General features: G+C 73.8%; 16 protein-coding genes. 9 read left to right on the plus strand and 7 right to left on the minus strand.

What is annotated here, in order from left to right; all coding sequences use genetic code 11:
- Positions 1-3: 3 nt before the first annotated feature.
- Both Val02_RS23695 and Val02_RS23700 read left to right on the plus strand, forming a co-directional pair.
- Positions 4-825, plus strand: a complete 822-nt coding sequence (locus Val02_RS23695; RefSeq protein ID WP_203901377.1) for a S8 family peptidase — start codon at positions 4-6, stop codon at positions 823-825.
- Complete coding sequence (locus Val02_RS23700) at positions 822-1,412, plus strand: GAF domain-containing protein (RefSeq protein WP_203901378.1); 591 nt, start codon at positions 822-824, stop codon at positions 1,410-1,412. Before Val02_RS23695 ends, Val02_RS23700 begins: the two co-directional genes overlap by 4 nt.
- A 5-nt stretch (positions 1,413-1,417) precedes the next feature.
- On the opposite strand, the gene Val02_RS23705 is transcribed toward Val02_RS23700, so the two are convergent.
- From Val02_RS23705 to Val02_RS23715, 3 genes are all read right to left on the minus strand, one after another.
- Positions 1,418-4,363 carry an ATP-binding protein gene (locus Val02_RS23705; protein ID WP_203901379.1) on the minus strand — a complete coding sequence of 982 codons (2,946 nt, stop codon included), beginning with the start codon at positions 4,361-4,363 and terminating at the stop codon, positions 1,418-1,420.
- A gap of 103 nt (positions 4,364-4,466) precedes the next feature.
- The gene (locus tag Val02_RS23710) at positions 4,467-5,003 is read right to left on the minus strand and encodes a DUF6069 family protein (protein WP_239153290.1); all 537 of its coding nucleotides are present in this window, start codon (positions 5,001-5,003) and stop codon (positions 4,467-4,469) included.
- Positions 5,004-5,066: 63 nt separating this feature from the next.
- Entirely contained in the window at positions 5,067-7,499 is a 2,433-nt protein-coding gene (locus tag Val02_RS23715; protein ID WP_203901380.1) for a winged helix-turn-helix domain-containing protein, read from the minus strand.
- A gap of 471 nt (positions 7,500-7,970) precedes the next feature.
- On the opposite strand from Val02_RS23715, the gene Val02_RS23720 reads away from it, so the two are divergent.
- The gene (locus tag Val02_RS23720; protein WP_203901381.1) at positions 7,971-10,034 is read left to right on the plus strand and encodes a LuxR family transcriptional regulator; all 2,064 of its coding nucleotides are present in this window, start codon (positions 7,971-7,973) and stop codon (positions 10,032-10,034) included.
- A gap of 1 nt (position 10,035) precedes the next feature.
- On the opposite strand, the gene Val02_RS23725 is transcribed toward Val02_RS23720, so the two are convergent.
- Both Val02_RS23725 and Val02_RS23730 read right to left on the minus strand, forming a co-directional pair.
- Entirely contained in the window at positions 10,036-11,505 is a 1,470-nt protein-coding gene (locus Val02_RS23725; protein ID WP_203901382.1) for an MFS transporter, read from the minus strand.
- Positions 11,502-12,887, minus strand: a complete 1,386-nt coding sequence (locus Val02_RS23730; protein WP_203901383.1) for a dipeptidase — start codon at positions 12,885-12,887, stop codon at positions 11,502-11,504. The genes Val02_RS23725 and Val02_RS23730 overlap by 4 nt, the downstream gene beginning before the upstream one ends.
- Before the next feature lie 115 nt (positions 12,888-13,002).
- On the opposite strand from Val02_RS23730, the gene gadC reads away from it, so the two are divergent.
- Together gadC and Val02_RS23740 are read left to right on the plus strand one after the other, a co-directional pair.
- Positions 13,003-14,442 (plus strand): glutamate/gamma-aminobutyrate antiporter GadC, encoded by a 1,440-nt coding sequence (gene gadC / locus Val02_RS23735; protein ID WP_203901384.1) that lies wholly within the window; start codon positions 13,003-13,005, stop codon positions 14,440-14,442.
- Complete coding sequence (locus tag Val02_RS23740; protein ID WP_203901385.1) at positions 14,439-14,840, plus strand: hypothetical protein; 402 nt, start codon at positions 14,439-14,441, stop codon at positions 14,838-14,840. The genes gadC and Val02_RS23740 overlap by 4 nt, the downstream gene beginning before the upstream one ends.
- A gap of 58 nt (positions 14,841-14,898) precedes the next feature.
- On the opposite strand, the gene Val02_RS23745 is transcribed toward Val02_RS23740, so the two are convergent.
- Positions 14,899-15,456: an HdeD family acid-resistance protein gene (locus Val02_RS23745; protein ID WP_203901386.1), complete on the minus strand. Its 558-nt coding sequence runs from the start codon at positions 15,454-15,456 to the stop codon at positions 14,899-14,901.
- The gene (locus Val02_RS23750; RefSeq protein ID WP_203901387.1) at positions 15,453-15,905 is read right to left on the minus strand and encodes a hypothetical protein; all 453 of its coding nucleotides are present in this window, start codon (positions 15,903-15,905) and stop codon (positions 15,453-15,455) included. Before Val02_RS23750 ends, Val02_RS23745 begins: the two co-directional genes overlap by 4 nt.
- A gap of 161 nt (positions 15,906-16,066) precedes the next feature.
- Between Val02_RS23750 and Val02_RS23755 the strand changes: the two genes are divergently transcribed.
- From Val02_RS23755 to Val02_RS23770, 4 genes are read left to right on the plus strand one after another with little or no spacing between them, the layout of a single operon-like run.
- The gene (locus Val02_RS23755; protein WP_203901388.1) at positions 16,067-16,396 is read left to right on the plus strand and encodes a WhiB family transcriptional regulator; all 330 of its coding nucleotides are present in this window, start codon (positions 16,067-16,069) and stop codon (positions 16,394-16,396) included.
- Complete coding sequence (locus Val02_RS23760) at positions 16,393-16,599, plus strand: hypothetical protein (protein WP_203901389.1); 207 nt, start codon at positions 16,393-16,395, stop codon at positions 16,597-16,599. Before Val02_RS23755 ends, Val02_RS23760 begins: the two co-directional genes overlap by 4 nt.
- The gene (locus Val02_RS23765) at positions 16,599-17,345 is read left to right on the plus strand and encodes a hypothetical protein (protein ID WP_203901390.1); all 747 of its coding nucleotides are present in this window, start codon (positions 16,599-16,601) and stop codon (positions 17,343-17,345) included. Before Val02_RS23760 ends, Val02_RS23765 begins: the two co-directional genes overlap by 1 nt.
- Positions 17,342-18,106, plus strand: a complete 765-nt coding sequence (locus tag Val02_RS23770) for a PP2C family protein-serine/threonine phosphatase (RefSeq protein WP_203901391.1) — start codon at positions 17,342-17,344, stop codon at positions 18,104-18,106. The genes Val02_RS23765 and Val02_RS23770 overlap by 4 nt, the downstream gene beginning before the upstream one ends.
- Positions 18,107-18,133: the final 27 nt, after the last annotated feature.

Genomic DNA, 18,133 nt, shown 5'->3' on the forward strand with positions numbered 1-18,133 from the left:
CGCATGACCCAGCTGACCTGGCGGTTGGTCGACCACCGGCCGGCCGACATCCAGTTGCCCGCCGACGGGGAGCCGCTGGCGCCGGTGTGGACCTGGCCGGAGGCGACCGGCCGCGGCGTGCGGGTGTGCGTCGTCGACTCCGGCGTGGCCGGCGATCACCCGCTGGTCGGGCCGGTCAGCGGCTCGTGGAAGGTGGTCGACGGCGCCGACGGCGGGTTCGAGGTCGAGGCGACCGGGTCGGGCGACGTGTGCGGGCACGGCACGGCCTGCGCCGGCATCATCCGCCGGACCGCGCCGGAGGCGACCGTGTTCAGCCTGCGGGTGCTGGGCGACCGGGCGACCGGCACCGGCGACCGGCTGCTGGCCGGGCTGCGCTGGGCCGTCCGGCAGGACTTCGACGTGATCAACCTCAGCCTCTCCACGACCCGCGTGCGCTTCGCCGGCGACCTCCGCGAGATCGCCGACGAGGCGTATTTCCGTCGAACGGTGATAGTCGCGTCCGCGCACAACACTCCGGTGGAGAGCTTCCCGTGGCGGTTCTCGTCGGTGATCTCGGTGGGCAGCCATCACGAGGACGACCCGTACCTGTACCTGTACAACCCGCGCCCGCCGGTGGAGTTCTTCGCGCCGGGGCAGCACATCGAGGTGGCCTGGCCGGGCGGCGGCACGCGCCGCAGCACCGGCAACAGCTTCGCCACCCCGCTGATCGCCGGCCTCTGCGCGCGGATCCTGTCGCGGTACCCGCGGATGACGATGTTCCAGCTCAAGAACGCCCTTTACCTGTCCGCCGCCAATGTGCACGCCGAATCCGGAGGCAGAGGATGACCGAGAACCAGACCGGTGTCAGCACGCACGTTCCCTCGGATCCGCTCTCGATCGAGCTGTTGCAGTCGGTGGTGGACGTGGCGCGCGCCATCTTCGGGGCGCAGGCCAGCTCCGTCTTCCTGCTCGACCCGGAGGCCGACGAACTGGTCTTCCAGGCGGTCTCCGGCCGCGGCGAGGGTGTGCTCGTGGGGCGGCGCTTCCCGGCCACCAGCGGCATCGCGGGCTGGGTGGCGGTCTCGGGGGAGCCGATGGTGGTGACCGACCTGGCCCACGACGCCTCGTTCGACCGGGAACTGGCGGAGTCCACCGAGTACGTCCCGGACTCCCTGATGGCCGCGCCGCTGATCCACGGCGACCGGATCCTCGGCGTGCTGGAGGTGCTGGACCCGGCGCCGCAGTCCCGCTCCAGCCTCAACGAACTGGACCTGCTGGCGCTCTTCGCCCGGCAGGCGGCGGCGGCGCTGCGGGTCATCGCGAGCCGGCGGGAGTCCGAGCCGTCCGACCGGTGGCTCGACGCCGACGGCCGCCTGGCGGCGCAGAACCTCGTCAACCGGCTGCAACTGCTGCTGGACTCGACGGCCCCGTAGGCGGGTCAGGCGATGCGCGGCTCGCCCGAACTCTCCCGGGCGAGCAGGCCGGCGAGGGTCACCCGGGAGGCGACGCCCAGCTTCCGGTAGACGTTCGCCAGGTGCGCCTCGACGGTGCGTTCGCTGAGCCGCAGCCGGCTGGCGATCTGCCGGTTGGAACGCCCGTCGGCGGCGAGCACGGCCACCTCCCGTTCCCGGCCGGTCAGCGCGGCCAGCAGGGAGGCGGCGGCCGCGCGGCGCTGCGGTGCCGGGCCGGTGCCGGTCAGCAGTTCGCGGACCCGCACGAGGTCCTCGTACACCCAGATCACCCCGCCCGCGCTCGCCTGCGCGATGGACCGGTCCAGCGCCGCGACCCCCTCGTCGAGCCGGTCCAGGGCGGCCAGCGACCGGGCCGAGTACACGGCGGTGCGGGCCTGCTCGACCGGCTTGCCGGCGGCGGCGAACAGCGCGTCCGCGGCGTCGAACCCGGCCAGGGCGCCGGCGTGGTCGCCGCGGATGGCCTGCACCACGGCCCGCGCCCGCACGGCGTGCGCCCGTTGGCCCGGCAGGCCGAGCCGGGTGGCGAAGGCGACGGCCTGTTCGGCGCGGCGGCTCGCCTCGTCCAGGTCGCCGAGCTTCACCAGGGCACCGACGAGGATCTCGGTGTACTGCGCCAGCAGCGGCGCGCCGAGCAGCGTCAGATCTGTCCCGCCGGCCCGCATGACCAGGTCGACGCAGGCGCGCGGGTCGCCGTTGGTCAGTTCGGCGTGGCCGCGCAGCATCAGCGCGGTGCGCGCCCACCAGCTGTTGACCGCGCTGCCGGTGAACAGCGTGGTGGCCCGCCGCACGTTGGCCAGCGCGGCACCGGCCTCACCGCGCGAGGAGACCCACACCTGGATCGGCGAACGGATCGCCAGCACGGTGCCGAGCAGATGTTCGCTGCCGACCAGCAGCGCGGCGTCCTCCGCCTCCTGCGACGCCTCGAGCGCCGCGTAGATCCGGCCGGTGAACATCAGCACCAGGCACTGCCCGAGCAGCACGTGCGGCAGGCTGTGGCTCTGGCCGCTGCGGCGCACGATCGCGCGTCCCCGGGCGAGGTGGCGTTCGGCGTCGTCGAAGCGCTCCAGCAGCATCTCGGCCCAACCGAGCATGCACAGCGCCTCGCGTTCGCCGACGAGGGCGCTGTCCGGCAGGCCGTCCACCAGCACGCTCGCCGCGTCGGCCGCGGTCCTGGCGACGTCGGTGTGCCCGGCCCAGATCTCCCCGAACGCGCTGAACGCCAGGGCGGTGGCCTCGCCGAGCACGTCGCCGGAGGCCCGGGCGGCGGCGTGCGCCCAGGAGATGTCCTCGCGGGCGGCCGGATAGTCGTTGGCCAGCAGGGCGGTCAGTCCCAGTTCCAGGCACAGGCCGATGCGGGCCTCGGTGTCCTGCTCGTCGCGGGCCACCTCCGCGCGCAGCAGCGCGATCGCCTCCGGGTAGCGGCCCAGCCGCTGTTCCGCGTGGGCGCACAGCACGACCGCCGCCCCGCGGTTGACGGCGTCGCGGGCCGACGTGGCGTGCAGCAGTTCGTGCAGGAGGTCGCGGCTCGCGGCGAACCGGCCGCCGAGACCGAGCGCGCGGGCGAGCAGGAATCCGATCTCGAAGCGCTTGGCGGCGAGTTCGGCCGTTCGGGGCAGGAGCCGCAACGCCACCTGGAACCAGTGCGCCGCGGTCAGGGGCGAGGTGCTCATCGACTCGTGGCCGGCCTGGCACAGCACGGCCACGTGCTCCGGCGACCAGGTGGTGACGCACCGCGCGATGTGCCCTGCCCGTTCCGAGGCGGAGGCTCCCTGGGCGGTGAGCAGGTCGAGGGCCCGACGGTGGACGCCCACCCGCCACGCCGGGGCGGTGCGGTCGTAGATCGCCCGGCGCACCAGCGGGTGCCGGAACGCGAACACCGCCCCGTAGGAGCTGGGGCGCACGAGGTCGCGGCGGGTCAGCCCGTCGACCGCGCGCTCGACGTCGGCCGGCGCCAACCCGTCGACGACCGCGGCGAGCATCTCGGCGGAGAACGGGTCGCCGAGGACCGCGGCGGTCGATGCGACGGCCAGTTCGTCGGCGGACAGCCCGGTGGTCTCGCCCAGGATCAGCGACTCCAGCCGGCTGGAGCGGTCGCCGTGCGCCTCGACGCCGACCGGCCCGTTGGCGCCACGCTGCAGGCGTTCCAGCGCGAGCAGGTAGAGCGGGTTGCCGGCGCTCTCCTCGTACAGGTCGGCGACCCGGCGGCTGCCCGCGCGGCCGCCGATCAGCCGCGCCGACTCGGCCTTCGTCAGCGGGCCGAGTTCGATCCGGGTGACGGTGCCCTGGTCGACGTTGCGCGCCAGCGAGTAGCGCAGCGGCGGCGGGGCCTGCCGGTCCCGGTGCGCCACCACGACCAGCAGCGGCTGCGGCATCGGCCGGCGGCCGAGGAAGTCGAGGAAGTCGATCGAGCCGGGGTCGGCCCAGTGCACGTCGTCGAGGAGCAGCACGAGGGGGCGTTCGGCCATGGCGAGCAGCAGTTCGCGCAGGGACTGGAAGAGCCGGAACCGGTCGATGTCGTGCTCCGACTCCGACGGCCCGCCGCCCAGCCGGTACAGGTACGGGATCGCCGCGCGCAGGACGTCGGCGGCCGACGGCGCGACCAGGTCGTCCAGCCGGGCGGTGTCGCCGAACTCCTGCAGGGCGTCCAGGAGCACCTGGAACGGCATCTGTTCGAACTCCGCCGCCCGGCCGGAGAGCGTCTGCACACCCTCGGCGAGGGCCATCTCCCGCACCGCCGTCAGCAGGCGGGTCTTGCCGATACCCGGTTCGCCGACCACCTGGAGGAACCCGGCCCGCCCGCCGCGCAGCGCGGCGAGGGTGGCGGCGATGGTCTGTAACTCGGCATCGCGGCCGACGAACTCCACTCCACGCGGGGCCACGCCGTCCGGGGCCACGCTACGAGGATCGGGCACGATCGACTCCCGCTCTGTGCAGCCCCGCTGAGCAGACGTTCAAGATGCTGACTGAGCGTACCTAAGCAGTACGTCCAGAGCGACTATCGACCCTATTAAATAGTCAGGCGGCGCGCGAGGGCCGCAGGGCACCCCGGGCGCTGCCGGCGACCAGGGAGCCGATCGCGATGCCCAGCACCAGGTTGAGCGTGGCGGTGGTGACCACGGCGACGACCGAGGCGTCGGCCAGGAACGGCACGAGCACCGCCACCGCCGTGGCCAGCACCGCCAGCCAGGTGAAGAAGCGCAGCGGCCGCGGGGCGAACGCCACCAGCAGCTGGCACACGGCCGTCGCGACCAGGCAGGCGACGACGGCGCCGAAGGCGTACCAGCCGGCGCGGGCCGCCACCCAGGTGCCGCCGCCGGTCGGCACGACGACCGGGACGTCGAAGAGCGCGTTCGCCACGAGGGCGCCGACGATCGCGATGAGCGCCGCCACCAGCGCGGTCGCCGCGGCGCCGAACCAGAGCCGCGACGCGTCCAGGCCGGGGCGGGGCGCCGGGGCCGGCCGGTAGGGCCGCCACTCGTAGGCGGTCGGGTCGAACGCGGTCTCCTCCAGGGGCTCGCGCGGTGTGTAGGGACGCGGCGAAGGATCCGTCATGGCTGCCACCTTGGCGTCGGAACGGCCGTCGGGGATCGCCCCCGGCGGATGAACTTCTCCTCGTCAGACCAGGCCGAGTTCGCGGGCGCGGCGCACGGCCTCGTTGCGGCGGGTCGCCGAGAGCTTGCGCAGCACGCCGCGCACGTGGGTCTTGACGGTGTTCACCGATACGAACATCGTCCGCGCGATCTCCTCGGTGGAGAACAGCTCGGAGAGGTACCGCAGCACCTCCCGTTCCTTCTCGGTGAGCGGCTCGACGACCAGCACCGCACCGCCGCCGGCCGAACGCGGCGGATACCCGCCGCCGGTGCGGGCCGCGCCGAGCCACGCGTGCCGTTCGGCCAGGCGGCGGTCGTGGCGCAGGAAGCGGCGCAGCGCGGCCGGGGACTCGGCGACGGGACGGCGCAGCTTCTCCGGTTCGGCCAGGCGCAGGGCGCGTTCGAGGGCGTCGCGGGCGGCGTCGAAGCGCCGGTCGGCCAGCGCGGCCGACGCGGTGGCGAGCCAGGATTCGACCCGCTGGGTCAGGGTGGCTTCGCCGCCCGCGGGAGTCGGGCGCGGGAGGGGGCCGTCGCCCGGCGCGTGCCGCAGGCGGGCCTCGACGGCGGCGAGCACACCGCCGCAAATCGGGTCGCCGGCGTGTGCCGCCGCGCGGTCGCGGTGCCGCCGCGCGGCGGCCGGGTCGCAGCGCTCGGTGTGCACCCAGGCGAGCGCGAGCGGCACCGCCGGCGGGAGGTCCGACGCGGACTGTCCTTTGTGGACGATGACCGCCTCGGCCCGATGGGCCAGTTCCGTGGCGTGGCGCAGGTGTCCGCGCAGCGCCTCCACCAGAGCCAGCCGGCCGAGGCAGTCGAGGTGCAGGTGCCGCGCCCCGTCGAGGGTCGTGGCGTCGAGCGCCTCGGCGGCCGCGTCCGCCGCCGCGCTCAGGTCGCCGGTGCGCAGCAGCGCCTCCGCCCGCGTCGCGCGCACCAGGGCCACCACGTCGGCGGGTACCCGCAGGCCCCGGGCCGTGGCGTCGGTCAGCAGCGCGGCGGCGGAGGCGGCGCAGGCCGTGGCGGCCATGTCGTCGCGGTCGCCCGTCGCGGCGGCGTGCAGTGCCCGTAGCGCCGCTGCGCACAGGCGCAGGGGCCAGCCGCTCTCGTCGTGGATCAGGCGTTCGGCGCTCGCGAGGTGGGCGCCGCAGGTGGCGGTGTCGCCGGTGCGCAGGGCGAGTGCCGCGTGCACGACGGCCGCCTCGGGGCCCGCGATGTCGGGCGGCATCGCCGCGAACCGGGCCGCGTACCCTTCCGCGCGCGGGCCGTGGCACAGCCGCGTGACGGCGAGGTCGGCGACCACGTGCGCGGCGGCGTCGGCCCAGTCGCCGGCGTTCGCGGCGTGGTGCGCGGCCTCGTCGAGCCGGCCGGCGTCGGCGTACCAGCGGGCGGCGGTGCGGTGCAGGGCGGCGGTGCGGTCCGGATGTTCGTGGCGCAGCCGGGTGCGCAGCACCTCGCGGACCAGCGGGTGGTAGCCGTAGGTGCGCGGGCCGGTGGCGCTGGTCGTGGTGAACGTGTTGGCGTGGGCGAGCCGGGCCAGCACGGTGTCCGCGTCGGGCCGGCCGCTCAGCGCGGCGGCGAGGCCGGGTGGGAGTTCGTCGACGAGGCTGGTGCGCAGCAGGAAGTCGCGGTCGCTGGGGGTCTGGGCGTCGAGCACCTCGGCGCCGAAGTAGCCGGCGATGTCGCCGTCGCCGTCGAGGCTGCCGTCGAGGAAGCGGGCCGGGTCGGCGTTGCGGCGCAGCGCGCGGGCGGCGAGGCGCAGGCCGGCCGCCCAGCCCCGGGTGGCCGCGCCGAGCGCCGAGGCGGCCGAGTCGGTCAGGTGCGCGTCGTGCGCGGCGAGCAGGGCCCTGGTCTCGTCCTCGTCGAACGCCAGGTCCGCCAGGCGCAGCTCGGTCAGGGAGCCGTCCATGCGGTACCGGTGCAGCGGCAGCGCGGGATCGGTCCGGGTCAGCACGACGAGGCGCAGCTGCGGGGCGGCGTGCGTGAGGAGGAACTCCACCGTCTCGGGCACCGGCCCGCGCGCGAGCGCCTCGGCGTGGTCGAGCACCAGGATCAGCGGCTGCGGCAGTTCCGACAGGGTGGCGGCCAGCCGGACCAGCAGCGAGCGCTCGACGGTGTCGGGATCGGTCGGGCCGGCGAGGTGGGGAATCTTGCCGGTGCCGCCGAACCCGGCCAGGATGTAGGACCAGAAGACGCCGGGACTCAGGCCGGCGTCGCCGACGTTCAGCCACACGTGCGGAAGGTCGGGCGCGGTGTCCAGCCACGAGCCCATGAGCACCGTCTTGCCGGTTCCGGCCGGTGCGCTGATCAGGGTCAGCGGCCCGTCGACCGCGCGGGCCACGCGGTCGAAGAGCCGGGTGCGCGGGACCGTCCACGGTGGAGCGTCGGGCCTGCGCAGCTTGGCGGCCATCACCGGGTCGCCGGTCGGGGTCATCGGACCGGGTGCTTCCTCAACCTGTACTGACATCGCGGTTCCTCACTCCGAGCGTTCGCGGGGCCGGGGACGGCTTCGCCGGGCGGGACGTTGGCGAGTCTGGCCAGTCGGGCAGGGGGCGGGCATCGTCCACATCGGGTGATGCCCGGGTGATTCCGCGTGACGGGGCGCATCACCCCCGGTTGGTGTGCGGTGACCGTGAGAATCCGATATTCGGACAATTGTCATTTATCTTGATCTATGTTCAATTTCGAATCCGGTAAGTCGCAAAAAGACCGGCTACTACCCAGAAAGGTATTGCCTTAAACGGCGTGTCGGGTTGAGATGGATCCACAACTGGTCTATGCATTCGGTCCCGTCGTTTCTCCCGACGGGACCCGGTGCCGGCATGTCCGGGAGTCGAGAATGGAGCGCACCGACGCAGGACACGAAAGGCCCGGAAACCCACCCCACCCGGTTTTTCGCACCCGACTGATCAGACGTCTCTCCGCGCTGGCGGAAACCGTGCGGGTCGTCGTCATCGCGGCGGCCGCAGGATACGGCAAAACACTTGCCGTCGAGCAATGGATCCGCAGCGGCGCGGCGAATGCCGCGCGATTCCGTTTCACCGACCCGGACAACGCGCCGCGGATATTCATTCGCCGGCTCGCCGAAACCCTGGATGAGCCGGGCCCGCCGGAAAGCCTCGCGCCGGATGCCGCACTCGCCGGACTCCTCGACCGCACGTTGATCATCGACGACGCGCATCTCATCCGCCCCGGACCCGTGGCGGACCTGCTCGACGGAATCATCGCGCGCGCAATGCCGGGGCACCGGCTCGTCCTGGTCGGCCGTTCCCGGCCGGTGCTGCGCCTCGGCCGGCTGAGCGGAGCCGGGGGCCTCGCGGAGTTCGGCGCCGCGCAGCTCGCGTTCGACCACGAGGAGACCGCCGCGTTCCTGCGCTCGGTGGGCGTCCCGCCGAGCGAGGCGCTCGTGGAGGCGGTGCTGCGGCGCACCGAGGGCTGGGCCGCCGGCCTGCGGCTGGCCGCCACGGCGGTAGCGGAGCAGGCCGACCCGGTCGCCGTCGCGGACCGGTTCGGCGGGCACGACCGGCACGTCGCGGAGTACTTCCGCGACGAGGTGCTGCGCGACGTGTCGCCGTCGGAGGTGCAATGCCTGCAGCGCTGCGCCGTGCTGGCGCGGATGTCGGGTGAACTCTGCGACGAGGTGCTCGGCGTCACCGGCTCCCAGGCCTGGCTCGACACCATGCACCGGCAGGGCCTGTTCATGTCCACATCGGACGGTGGCGACGGCTGGTACCGGTTCCATCCCCTGTTCGCCGAGACGCTGCTGGCCCGGCTGCGGCGCGAGGAGCCCGAACGGGAGCCGCACCTACGCGGCCGGGCGGCGGGCTGGCTGGAGAAGCACCGGCTCCCGGAGAACGCCGTCGCCCAGGCGATCGTCGGCCGCGACCTGCACACCGCGGCCCGGATGGTCAGCACCTACGGCCACGACCTGCTCAACACCGGCCGCGTCCACGTGGTGCGCGAATGGCTCCTGGCCCTGCGCAACGTCGTCGAGCACCACCGCCCGCTCGCCCTGACCGCCGCGTGGACCGAGGCGTTCTGCGGCAACCCGGCAGGCGCGCTGCGCGCGTTGCACGCGGCCGGACGCACCAGCGCCGCCGGCGAACCGGCCGTTCCCACCGCACGGCTGGCCATCGTGCGGGCGGCGTTCGCCGTCGACGGCGTGGAGCAGATGAGCACCGACGCCGGGTTCGGCCTCGACCTGGAGCCGCCCGGCGGCGCGTGGTACCCGTTGGCGGCGGCCTTCTTCGGCATCGGTCACCTGCTCGTCGGCGAGCCACGGCCGGCCGTGCGCGGCCTCGAGCGCGCGGTACACCTGGGCGGCGAGCAGCAGCCGGCGGTGGCGGCCCTCGCCCTGGCCGAGCTGTCCATGCTCGCGCTCGAACGCGACGACCGGTTCGTCTCCGACTCGTGCGTCAACGAGGCGTGGGAGCTGGTCGGCGATGCGGGCCTGCAGGACAACGTCTTCACGGTGCTCGTGCACGTGGCAGCGGGCCGGCTCGCGGCGGTGGACGGCGACGAGCCGGCGGCGCGCCGGCACGTGTCGGCCGCCATGCGCCTGTACGCGTCGCCGTCCCCGGCGGCGTTCCCCTGGTTGGCGGTGCAGGCCAACCTCGGGCTCGCCCGGATCCTGCTCACGCTCGGCGAGACGCCGGACGTGGACCGCCGGCTCGCCGAGGCGCGGCGGCACCTCGCCCGGCTGTCGACGGCCGGCGTGCTCGACCGGGAGCTGGCCGCCCTCGCCGCGGAGGCGGAGTCCCGGCGTAGTGCGCACGCCGGCACCGCGCGTCCGTCCGGCTACGTCGGGGTGGCGTTGACGGCGGCGGAACTGCGGGTCCTCAAGTCGTTGCGGACCCACATGACCCTCGGCGAGATCGCCAGCGAGCTGCAGCTGTCCCGCAACACCATCAAGACGCAGGTGGCCTCCGTGTACCGGAAGCTCGACGCGACGACCCGCACCGAGGCCGTGCGTTGCGGGCGCAGCCTCGGCCTGCTCGACTGAGTCACCCCGAACGCGCGCCGGCCGCCACCGGCAGCGTGTGCGCCGAACCCGCGGCGGAAGCGGCGTCGTCGACCGTTCCGCGGTGGCGGTGGCGCAGTCGACCGGCGAACGCCGCCAGTGCGATACCCGCCGCCGACACCAGCGTCATGGCGAGCGCGCCACGGGAGAACCCGTCCGCACGCGCGTCGGCCGTCCCTCCACCGGCCGACGCGTAACAGGTCGCCGCGATCGCCGTCAGCACCGAGGCGCCCACGTAGCGGGCCATGTTCGAGATGCCCGACGCGGCACCGATGCGATCCGGCGGGACGACGGCGGTGGCGATCGCCGAGCACGGCCCGTTGGTGAACCCCATGCCGACCGCCGCCGCCACGAGCGGGAGCACGAACGCCGCGTACGTCCAGTCGGCGCCGGTCAGCACGAGCACGCCGAAGCCGGCGGTCGTTACCAGGAAGCCGAGGCTGATGACGGTGCGCACGCCGATCCGGGCACCGAGCCGGGTCACCAGCGGCGCGGTCACCACCAGGGCCAGGCTCACCGGCAGGGTCGCCACGCCGGCCTCCAGCGCGGTCATGCCCAGCGTCGCCGGATCCTGCGCGTAGACGCTGAACAGGTACATGAGGCCGTTCACCGTCCCGGAACCGATGAGGATGCCCAGCGTCGCCGCCATCAGTGGCCGGTTGGCGAGCATGGACAGGTCGACGAGCGGGGCGCGCACCCGCCGTTCGACCGAGATGAACGCGACCACGGAGGCGGCCGAGACGGCCAGACAGGCGAGGGTGGCGACGGACGCCCAGCCCCACTGCGGTCCCTCGGTGACGGCCAGGATCAGCGCGGCGAGCGCGGCGGCCACCAGCACCGTGCCGAGGAAATCCACGGTGCGGGCCCGACCCGGGTCGCGCGACTCCGGCACCGCGCGCAGCGTCAGCGGAACGCAGACCAGCGCCACCGCGGCGTCGACCCAGAACAGCCCCTGCCAGCCGGTGGCCCCGACCAGCAGCCCGCCCGCGAGCGGGCCCACGGCGGCGCCCACCGCGGCGGCGGCACCCCACAGCGACACGGCCCGCATCCGCGGCGGCCCCGACGATCCGGCCGCGAGCAGGCTCAGCCCGCACGCCAGCAGCGTGGAACCGGCCGCGCCCTGCACCATCCGCCCGGCGACCACCCCGAACGCGTTGCCGGACAACGCGATCAGCACGCAGGAGGCGACGAAGAGCCACAGCCCGCACAGGAACAGCCGCCGGCGGCCGAAGATGTCGCCGAGCACCCCGGCCGTCACGATGACCGCGGCGCCGACGAGCGAATAGCCGGTGACCGCCCACTGCAGGGTGGACATCGACGCGTCGAGGTCGGCGCCGATCGCGGGCAGCAGGATGGTGACGGCCGAGGTGTTGGCGTTGACGACCAGGGTGGCCAGGCACGTCACGACGAGCAGGCCGTTGCCCGGTCGCCGGTCCACCGCGGCGGCCGTCACCGCACCCGCCCCGGACCGTCCGATGTGGACAGACGGCTGAGGAACAGCGCCTCGGACAGGGCGATGCGCTCGATCTCGCGCGGGTCGACGCTCTCGTTCGGCGCGTGGATGAGGCACCTCGGCTCCTCCACCCCCATGATCATGATCTCGGCGTCCGGATAGGTCTGCTGCAACACGGTGCACAGCGGGATCGAGCCGCCCTGCCCCTGCGTCGCCAGCTCCTTGCCGTAGGCCGACTCCAGCGCCGCGCGCATCGTGGCGAACGCCGGCCCGTCCGTGCGGCCGGCGAACGGTTCGCCGAGCGCCTGGCGTTCCACCTCGACCGAGACGCCCCACGGGGCGACGGCCCGCAGGTGCGCGATCAGGGCGTCCTGCGCGAGCGCCGCTCCGGTCCCCGGCGGCACGCGCAGGCTGACCCGCGCACGCGCCTGCGCGGGAACGGACGCCGAGGACTCCGCCACCGACGGACAGTCGATCCCGAGAACCGTCACCGCCGGCCGGGCCCACAGCATGTCCGCCACCTCGCCGCTGCCGACGATGCCGACCCCCGGCCGCACACCGGCGTCCGCGCGGAACTGCCGCGCCGGATACGACACCCCGTCCCAGCGCCGGTGGACGTCCAGCCCCTGAACCGTCGTGTCGCCCGCGTCGTTGCGCAGCGACGCCAGCATGGCGATGAGCGCCGCGAGCGCGTCCGGCGCCGGCCCGCCGAACATGCCCGAGTGCACCGGGCCGTCCAGCGTCCGCACCGTCACGATGACGTTCGCCAGGCCGCGCAGCGTGGTGGTCAGCGTCGGCAGCCCGGCGGCGAAGTTGCCCGCGTCGCAGACCAGGATCGCGTCGGCGCGCAGCAGTTCGACGTTGTCGACGACGAACGCCTCCAGCCCGCCGGTGCCCTGTTCCTCGGAGCCCTCGGCGATCACCTTCACCCCGACCCGCCGGTCGGCGCCGAGCGCGCGCAACGCCGTCAGGTGCGCCACGATGTTGCCCTTGCAGTCCGCGGCGCCCCGGCCGTACCAGCGCCCGTCGCGAACGGTCAGGCTGAACGGCGGGCTCTCCCACGCCGCCTCGTCCAGCGGCGGCTGCACGTCGTAGTGGCAGTAGAGCAGCACCGTCGGCGCGCCCTCCCGCGCCGGCGCGTGCCCGTACACCGCCCGGCTGCCGTCCGGGGTCTCGTAGTCACGCACGTCCTCCAGTCCCACCGCCGCGAACGCGTCCATCAGGTACCGCGCCGCCTTCAGGCACTCGTCGGGTGGATAGAGCGCCGGATCGGCCACCGAACGGAACGCCACCAACGCGGCCAGGTCCTCCCGCGCGGCCGGCATCAGCCCCTGGACCCGGCCGCGCAACGTCGCCACGTCCGGGCGTGCTTCGACGGTCATCGCAAAGCCCTCCTCGCTCGCCTACGGTGGCGCCATCATCGGGGCCCGCGACGGCGCCGGGCTTCATCCACGGCGGGTGATGTCGGCCGCCGGGCGGGACCGCGATGGTGTGCCGATGAGCTCAGATGCCGCAACCAGTGCCGGCGCCACGCGTGCCGGACCCGTGCGCAGAGCGGCCGCGCCGCAGTTCATCGCGTGGACCGCGCTGGCCTTCATGACGACGTCGTCGGTGGCCAGCCTCCGCCCGGCACCGACGATGGCGGTCTACGGACTCGCCTGCGTCTTCCTGTATCTCGTCCCGGCACTGGTGTTCCTGGTGCCGACGTCGCTCGTGTCGGCCGAACTCGCCTCCGGCTGGACCGGCGGGGTCTACAACTGGGTCAGCCGGGGCATCTCACCGAAGGCCGGGTTCCTGGCCGTGTGGTGCCAGTTCGCGATGACCATCTTCTACTACCCGAGCCTGCTGTCCTTCGTGGCCAGCACGTTGGCGTACGTGGTGGCGCCGGAACTGGCCAGCAACGGCGTCTACACGGCGATCGTCATCATCGCCGTGTACTGGCTGGGCGTGCTCGTCTCCTCCCGGGGCACGAAGGCGCTCGCCGGCCTCGCCAGCAGCGGCCTGTTCATCGGCACGCTGATCCCCGGCGTCGTGCTGGTCCTGCTCGGCGGCGCGTATCTCATGCGCGGCAACGCCTCCGCGGCCCCGATGGACAACGCGCACCTGCTCCCGGAATGGGCCGGACTCGCCAGCCTGGTGCTGATCGTCAACAACTTCCTCAGCTACTCCGGCATGGAGATGAACGCCGTGCACGTGTCGTCGCTGCGCAAGCCGGGACGGGAGTTCCCGCGGGCGATGTTTCTCGCGATGGGGTTGGTGCTGGCCATCTTCATCCTGCCGGCGCTGGCGATCAGCTGGGTGGTGCCGGCGGAGAGCCTCAGCCTCACGGCCGGGCTGATGCAGGCGTTCCAGGGCTTCTTCGCCGAGTTCGGCGTCGAGTGGCTCACCCCGGTGCTGGCCGTGATGATCGTGTGCGCCTCGCTGGGCGGCATGCTCACCTGGCTCGCCGGGCCCTCGAAGGGGCTGCTGCTGATCAGCCGGCAGGAGGGCTACCTGCCGCCGTTCCTGCAGCGGATGAACGCCCACGGCGTGCAGCAGAACATCCTGGTCTGCCAGGGCGTGCTGACCACCGTGATCGCGCTCGCGTACGGGCTCATCCCGGACGTGTCGAGCGTCTACTGGATCTTCTCGGTGATGACGACCCAGGTGTACCTGATCATGTACCTGCTGATGTTCGTCGCGGCGGTGCGGCTGCGGCGGCGCGAGCCCGACACGCACCGCGGCTACCGGGCGCCGATGCTGGTGCCGCTGGCGGCCATCGGGTTCCTCGCCTCACTGGCGGCGCTGCTGATCGGGTTCGTGCCGCCGTCGCAGTTCGGGGGCGGGAGTCCGGTCGTGTACACGGCCATCGTCGGCAGCGGGATCCTCGTCATCGGGCTGCTGGTGCCGTTCCTGTTCTACCGCTTCCGCAAGCCGTCGTGGAAGGAGGCATCGTGAAAGCCCTCTACGGGGCCGCGGCGTTCGTGGTCGCGGGTCTGACGGCCTGGGGACTGCTGGTGTACCCGGTCGCCAAGGAGAACGCCGACGCGCGGGCCAAGGCGCAGGCGCTGGTGCTCGCGTTCGACGAGGCCGGGCTGACGGCGCCGTCGATCCGCGTCGCGACGCGCGTGTTCGGGACCGACGGCGGGCACGTCTGCGCCGACCCGGGCGCCGCGCTGCGCCGTGCGGCGGCGGACGTGAGCCTCAGCAACGGCGCCGCCCACGTGGGGGTGCGGCCGGTGGTCGCCGCCCGGCGGGTGGTCGAGGGCGAACTGCTGGTGCTGCGGGTGTACTGCCCGGAGCAGCTGGCGGGGTTCGTCGAGTACGTGGACGGACTTCGCCTGACCGCCGGTTGAGCCGCCACACGACGCGCCGGGCCCCGTGATTCCAGGGGCCCGGCGCGCCGCCGGAGTATCAGGCCCGGCGCAGCCTCACCGCGACGACGAGCGAACCGACACCGACCACCAGCGCGCTCGCGGCGGTGAACAGCACCAGCGACGCCAGCGACAGCCGGGGCAGCACCAGGAACGCCACACCGACCACAGTGGACAGCACGCCGAGCCCGAGCAGCCACGGCCGCGCCCCGCTGTCCGCCCCGAACGCCAGCACCACCTCGCACACGCCGCTGACGATCCAGGCCACCGCGACCAGCACCGCCAGCACGGTCAGGCCGGCGACCGCGTCGACGAGACACGCGATGCCGCCCCCGATCAGCAACAGCGCCGCCCCGGCGGTCAGCAGGCGGATGCCCCACCCGCCCGGCCCGACGACGGCGGCGAACAGCCGCGCGGCACCCAGCAGGATCAGCCAGATCCCGGTCCAGATGACGATCGCGCGCAGCGTGGCGTCCGGCCAGGCGAGCACCGCCACGCCGAAGCCCACCGACACCGCGCCCAGCAACGCCGGTTGCCACCACGGCAGCCGCACGTCGTCCACAGTGGACACTCCGTCGGCCTCCCCGAAGACACTCATTCCCGGTACCTCCAGCTCCATCGGGACTCCCGGGCGACCGAGGCGGTGAGCCCGGTGACACAGCCGCCGATCGCCAGGTACACCAGCGCGGTGGCCGCCTGCGCCGGCACGTCGGCGGACGTGGTGAACGGCCACAGCGTGATCAGCGTCGTCATCAGCACCGACACCCAGCCGAAGAAGAGGAACGGCTGCGGCGAGAGCACGAGCAGCAGGTGCATGAGCAGCGCGGCACCGGCGGTGGCGACGAGGGCCGCGGCGGTGAGCCGCAACGGGCTCGCCACGAGATAGCCGCCGTGCGCCGCCGGCGCGATGATGCGGACGTCCCCGGCGGCACGCGCCGCCACGGTACCGGTGAGCGCCACCAGCCCGGCCACCATCGCCGTGGCGACGGTTCCGGCCCACAGGTCCACCGGAAACCCGACGTCGACGACGGTTCCTGGCTTCGGCACAACGCCAGGATCCGCACCGGTGCACCGGGCGGCATCACCCGCGCCGGATGGGGTGATCGAACCGCGTCGCTTCATCCGCCGCAGATGGTGACTCCCGGTCACCTGGCCGGAAGGGTCGTCCTCACCGAGGAACGACGGAGCCGACTGGAAGGAGCGACGACATGGTCCTCGATTGGGCGTACCTCGCCTCGTGCGGCGAGGATCCGGAACTGCTGTTCGCCACCAAAGCGCAGCAGAACCGGGTGAAGCGGGTGTGCACCGGCTGTCGCGTCCGGCTCCGGTGCCTCGCGGAGGCGCTCGACGAACGGCACGAGAACGGCGTCTGGGGCGGGATGACCGAGCGGGAGCGGCGCGCGCTGCTGCGCCGCTACCCCGGGGTGCGCAACTGGCGCCGGCTCCTCGACGCCGCGCAGGAGGCGTTCGCCGCGCAGGCCCGGGCCCGGGTCGCCGCGCGGGCGCGCGCCGTCGCACAGGCGGGGGCGGCGCGATGAACCTGCGCCACTACGCGCTGCTGGTGCGCGGCCGCCTGGACGCCGCCACGCGTGCGCTCTTCGCCGAGTACGACCTGGACGACGAGCCGGTCGACATCGCGCTGTACGACCTGCCGATGCGCGAACCGGCCATGGACGCGTTGCTCACCCGCGCCGAGGCGCTCGGGATCCGCGTGATAGCGGTGGAACGGGGAGAGCGGTGATGTTCCATCCCGTCTCCGCCCGCGTCGCCCCGGCGAGCCACCGCCGGGAGCCGGAGCCCGTGACGCTGTTCGTCGCGGCGGTCATGTGCGTCGCGTCCATCGTCGGCGGTGGTTTCGCCGTCTCCGGCGAACCGCTCGGCGGCCTCGTCTGGGTGCTCGTCATCGGGCTGCTGGCGTTCGGGTCGGTGGCGGTGCGGCGGCGGTCGCGCGCCGAGGAGCCGCCCGCCGAGGTGGAGCTCTGCGACGCCGCCGACCGTGCGCTGATGATCCGGGTGCGGGAGCAGGCCCGCATCGTCCGGCGCGCCTGGCCGTCGCTCGGCGGGCTGGCCGACGTGCCGGATCCCGGCCCGGTGCTCGACGGCGCGCTGCGCGAGCTGCGTCGCACGTTGGTCGAGCGGCAGGCGCTGCGCCGGGCGTTCCGCCACGCGCAGGAGCCGTCGTGGTCGGTGCCCGACGCCGCCCTGCCGGCCTGGCAGGCCCGGCGCCAGCTGGTTCTCGACCGGATCCGCGAGCGCGACGCGAGGATCGCCGAGGGGACAAGGCATCTGGTCGAACTGGTGGACGCCTGCGTCGCCTGCGAGCGGCACCACGCCGCGTGGGAACGCACCCGGCAGGTGCTGGAGGAGCTGGACGACGTTCTCGCGCGCACCGATCCGGACACCGAACCGGTCGAGGCGGCCGAGCTGGCGGCGATCGCCGAGCGCACCGGCTCCGTGGTGCGCGCCTACCGGGAGCTCACCTCGTGACGGCGTCGTGGATCCGGCCGCCGGCGGCGCTGTCCACAGTGGACGCCCGGGAACTGAACCGGCACCTGCAGGACATCATCATGCCGCCGCCGACACCGCTCACCGAGCTGAACGGCCTGCGCGTCGCCGTGCGCTACGGTTCGGCCGATCCGGGGCTGCGCATCGGCGGCGACTGGTACTCCTGCGTGCCGCTCGCCGACGGGGCCCTGGTGCTGGCCGTCGGCGACGTCGTCGGGCACGGCCTGCCCGCCGCCGGTTCGATGAGCGCGCTGCGCCACTCCTGCGCGGCGCTGGCCATCGCCGGGTTCGAGCCGGGGGAGCTGCTCGCCGCGCTGAACGCCGTGCTGTGGCAGCAGCCCGGCGACGCCATGGCCACGGCCGTGGTCGCGAAGTACCGGCCGGCCGACGGGACGCTCACCTGGGCGCGCGCCGGCCATCCGCCGATCGTGCTGGCGCACTCCTCCGGGGTGCGGCCCTGGTACGAGCCGCCGGGGGTGATGCTCGGCGTCGACCCCGACGCGCGGTACCCGCAGCGGGTCGCGCCCCTGGACCCCGGCGACATGCTGCTGATGTACACCGACGCGCTGGTCGAACGGCGCGGCAGCAGCGTCGACGAGGGCGTCACCGCGCTGGTGGAACGCGTCCGGCAGACGCTGCGCGACGACCGGTGCGGCGTGCCGGACGTGGTGGAGCGGGTGCGTCCGCACGAGACGAACGACGACGCCTGTGTCATGGCGGCCGAGCCGCTGCCCCGTTCGTGAGAGCTTCGTTCGTGAGGAGAGTGCTGT

Origin of the sequence: Virgisporangium aliadipatigenens (assembly GCF_016863615.1) — a bacterium.
GTDB classification, from domain to species: domain Bacteria; phylum Actinomycetota; class Actinomycetes; order Mycobacteriales; family Micromonosporaceae; genus Virgisporangium; species Virgisporangium aliadipatigenens.

Coding starts and splice junctions, on each gene's coding strand:
- Val02_RS23695 (WP_203901377.1), top strand. CDS start 4: ATGACCCAGCTGACCTGGCGGTTGGTCGACCACCGGCCGGCCGACATC.
- Val02_RS23700 (WP_203901378.1), top strand. CDS start 822: ATGACCGAGAACCAGACCGGTGTCAGCACGCACGTTCCCTCGGATCCG.
- Val02_RS23710 (WP_239153290.1), bottom strand. CDS start 5,003: ATGACGGATCCTTCGCCGCGTCCCTACACACCGCGCGAGCCCCTGGAG.
- Val02_RS23715 (WP_203901380.1), bottom strand. CDS start 7,499: ATGTCAGTACAGGTTGAGGAAGCACCCGGTCCGATGACCCCGACCGGC.
- Val02_RS23730 (WP_203901383.1), bottom strand. CDS start 12,887: ATGACCGTCGAAGCACGCCCGGACGTGGCGACGTTGCGCGGCCGGGTC.
- gadC (WP_203901384.1), top strand. CDS start 13,003: ATGAGCTCAGATGCCGCAACCAGTGCCGGCGCCACGCGTGCCGGACCC.
- Val02_RS23745 (WP_203901386.1), bottom strand. CDS start 15,456: ATGAGTGTCTTCGGGGAGGCCGACGGAGTGTCCACTGTGGACGACGTG.
- Val02_RS23755 (WP_203901388.1), top strand. CDS start 16,067: ATGGTCCTCGATTGGGCGTACCTCGCCTCGTGCGGCGAGGATCCGGAA.
- Val02_RS23760 (WP_203901389.1), top strand. CDS start 16,393: ATGAACCTGCGCCACTACGCGCTGCTGGTGCGCGGCCGCCTGGACGCC.
- Val02_RS23765 (WP_203901390.1), top strand. CDS start 16,599: ATGTTCCATCCCGTCTCCGCCCGCGTCGCCCCGGCGAGCCACCGCCGG.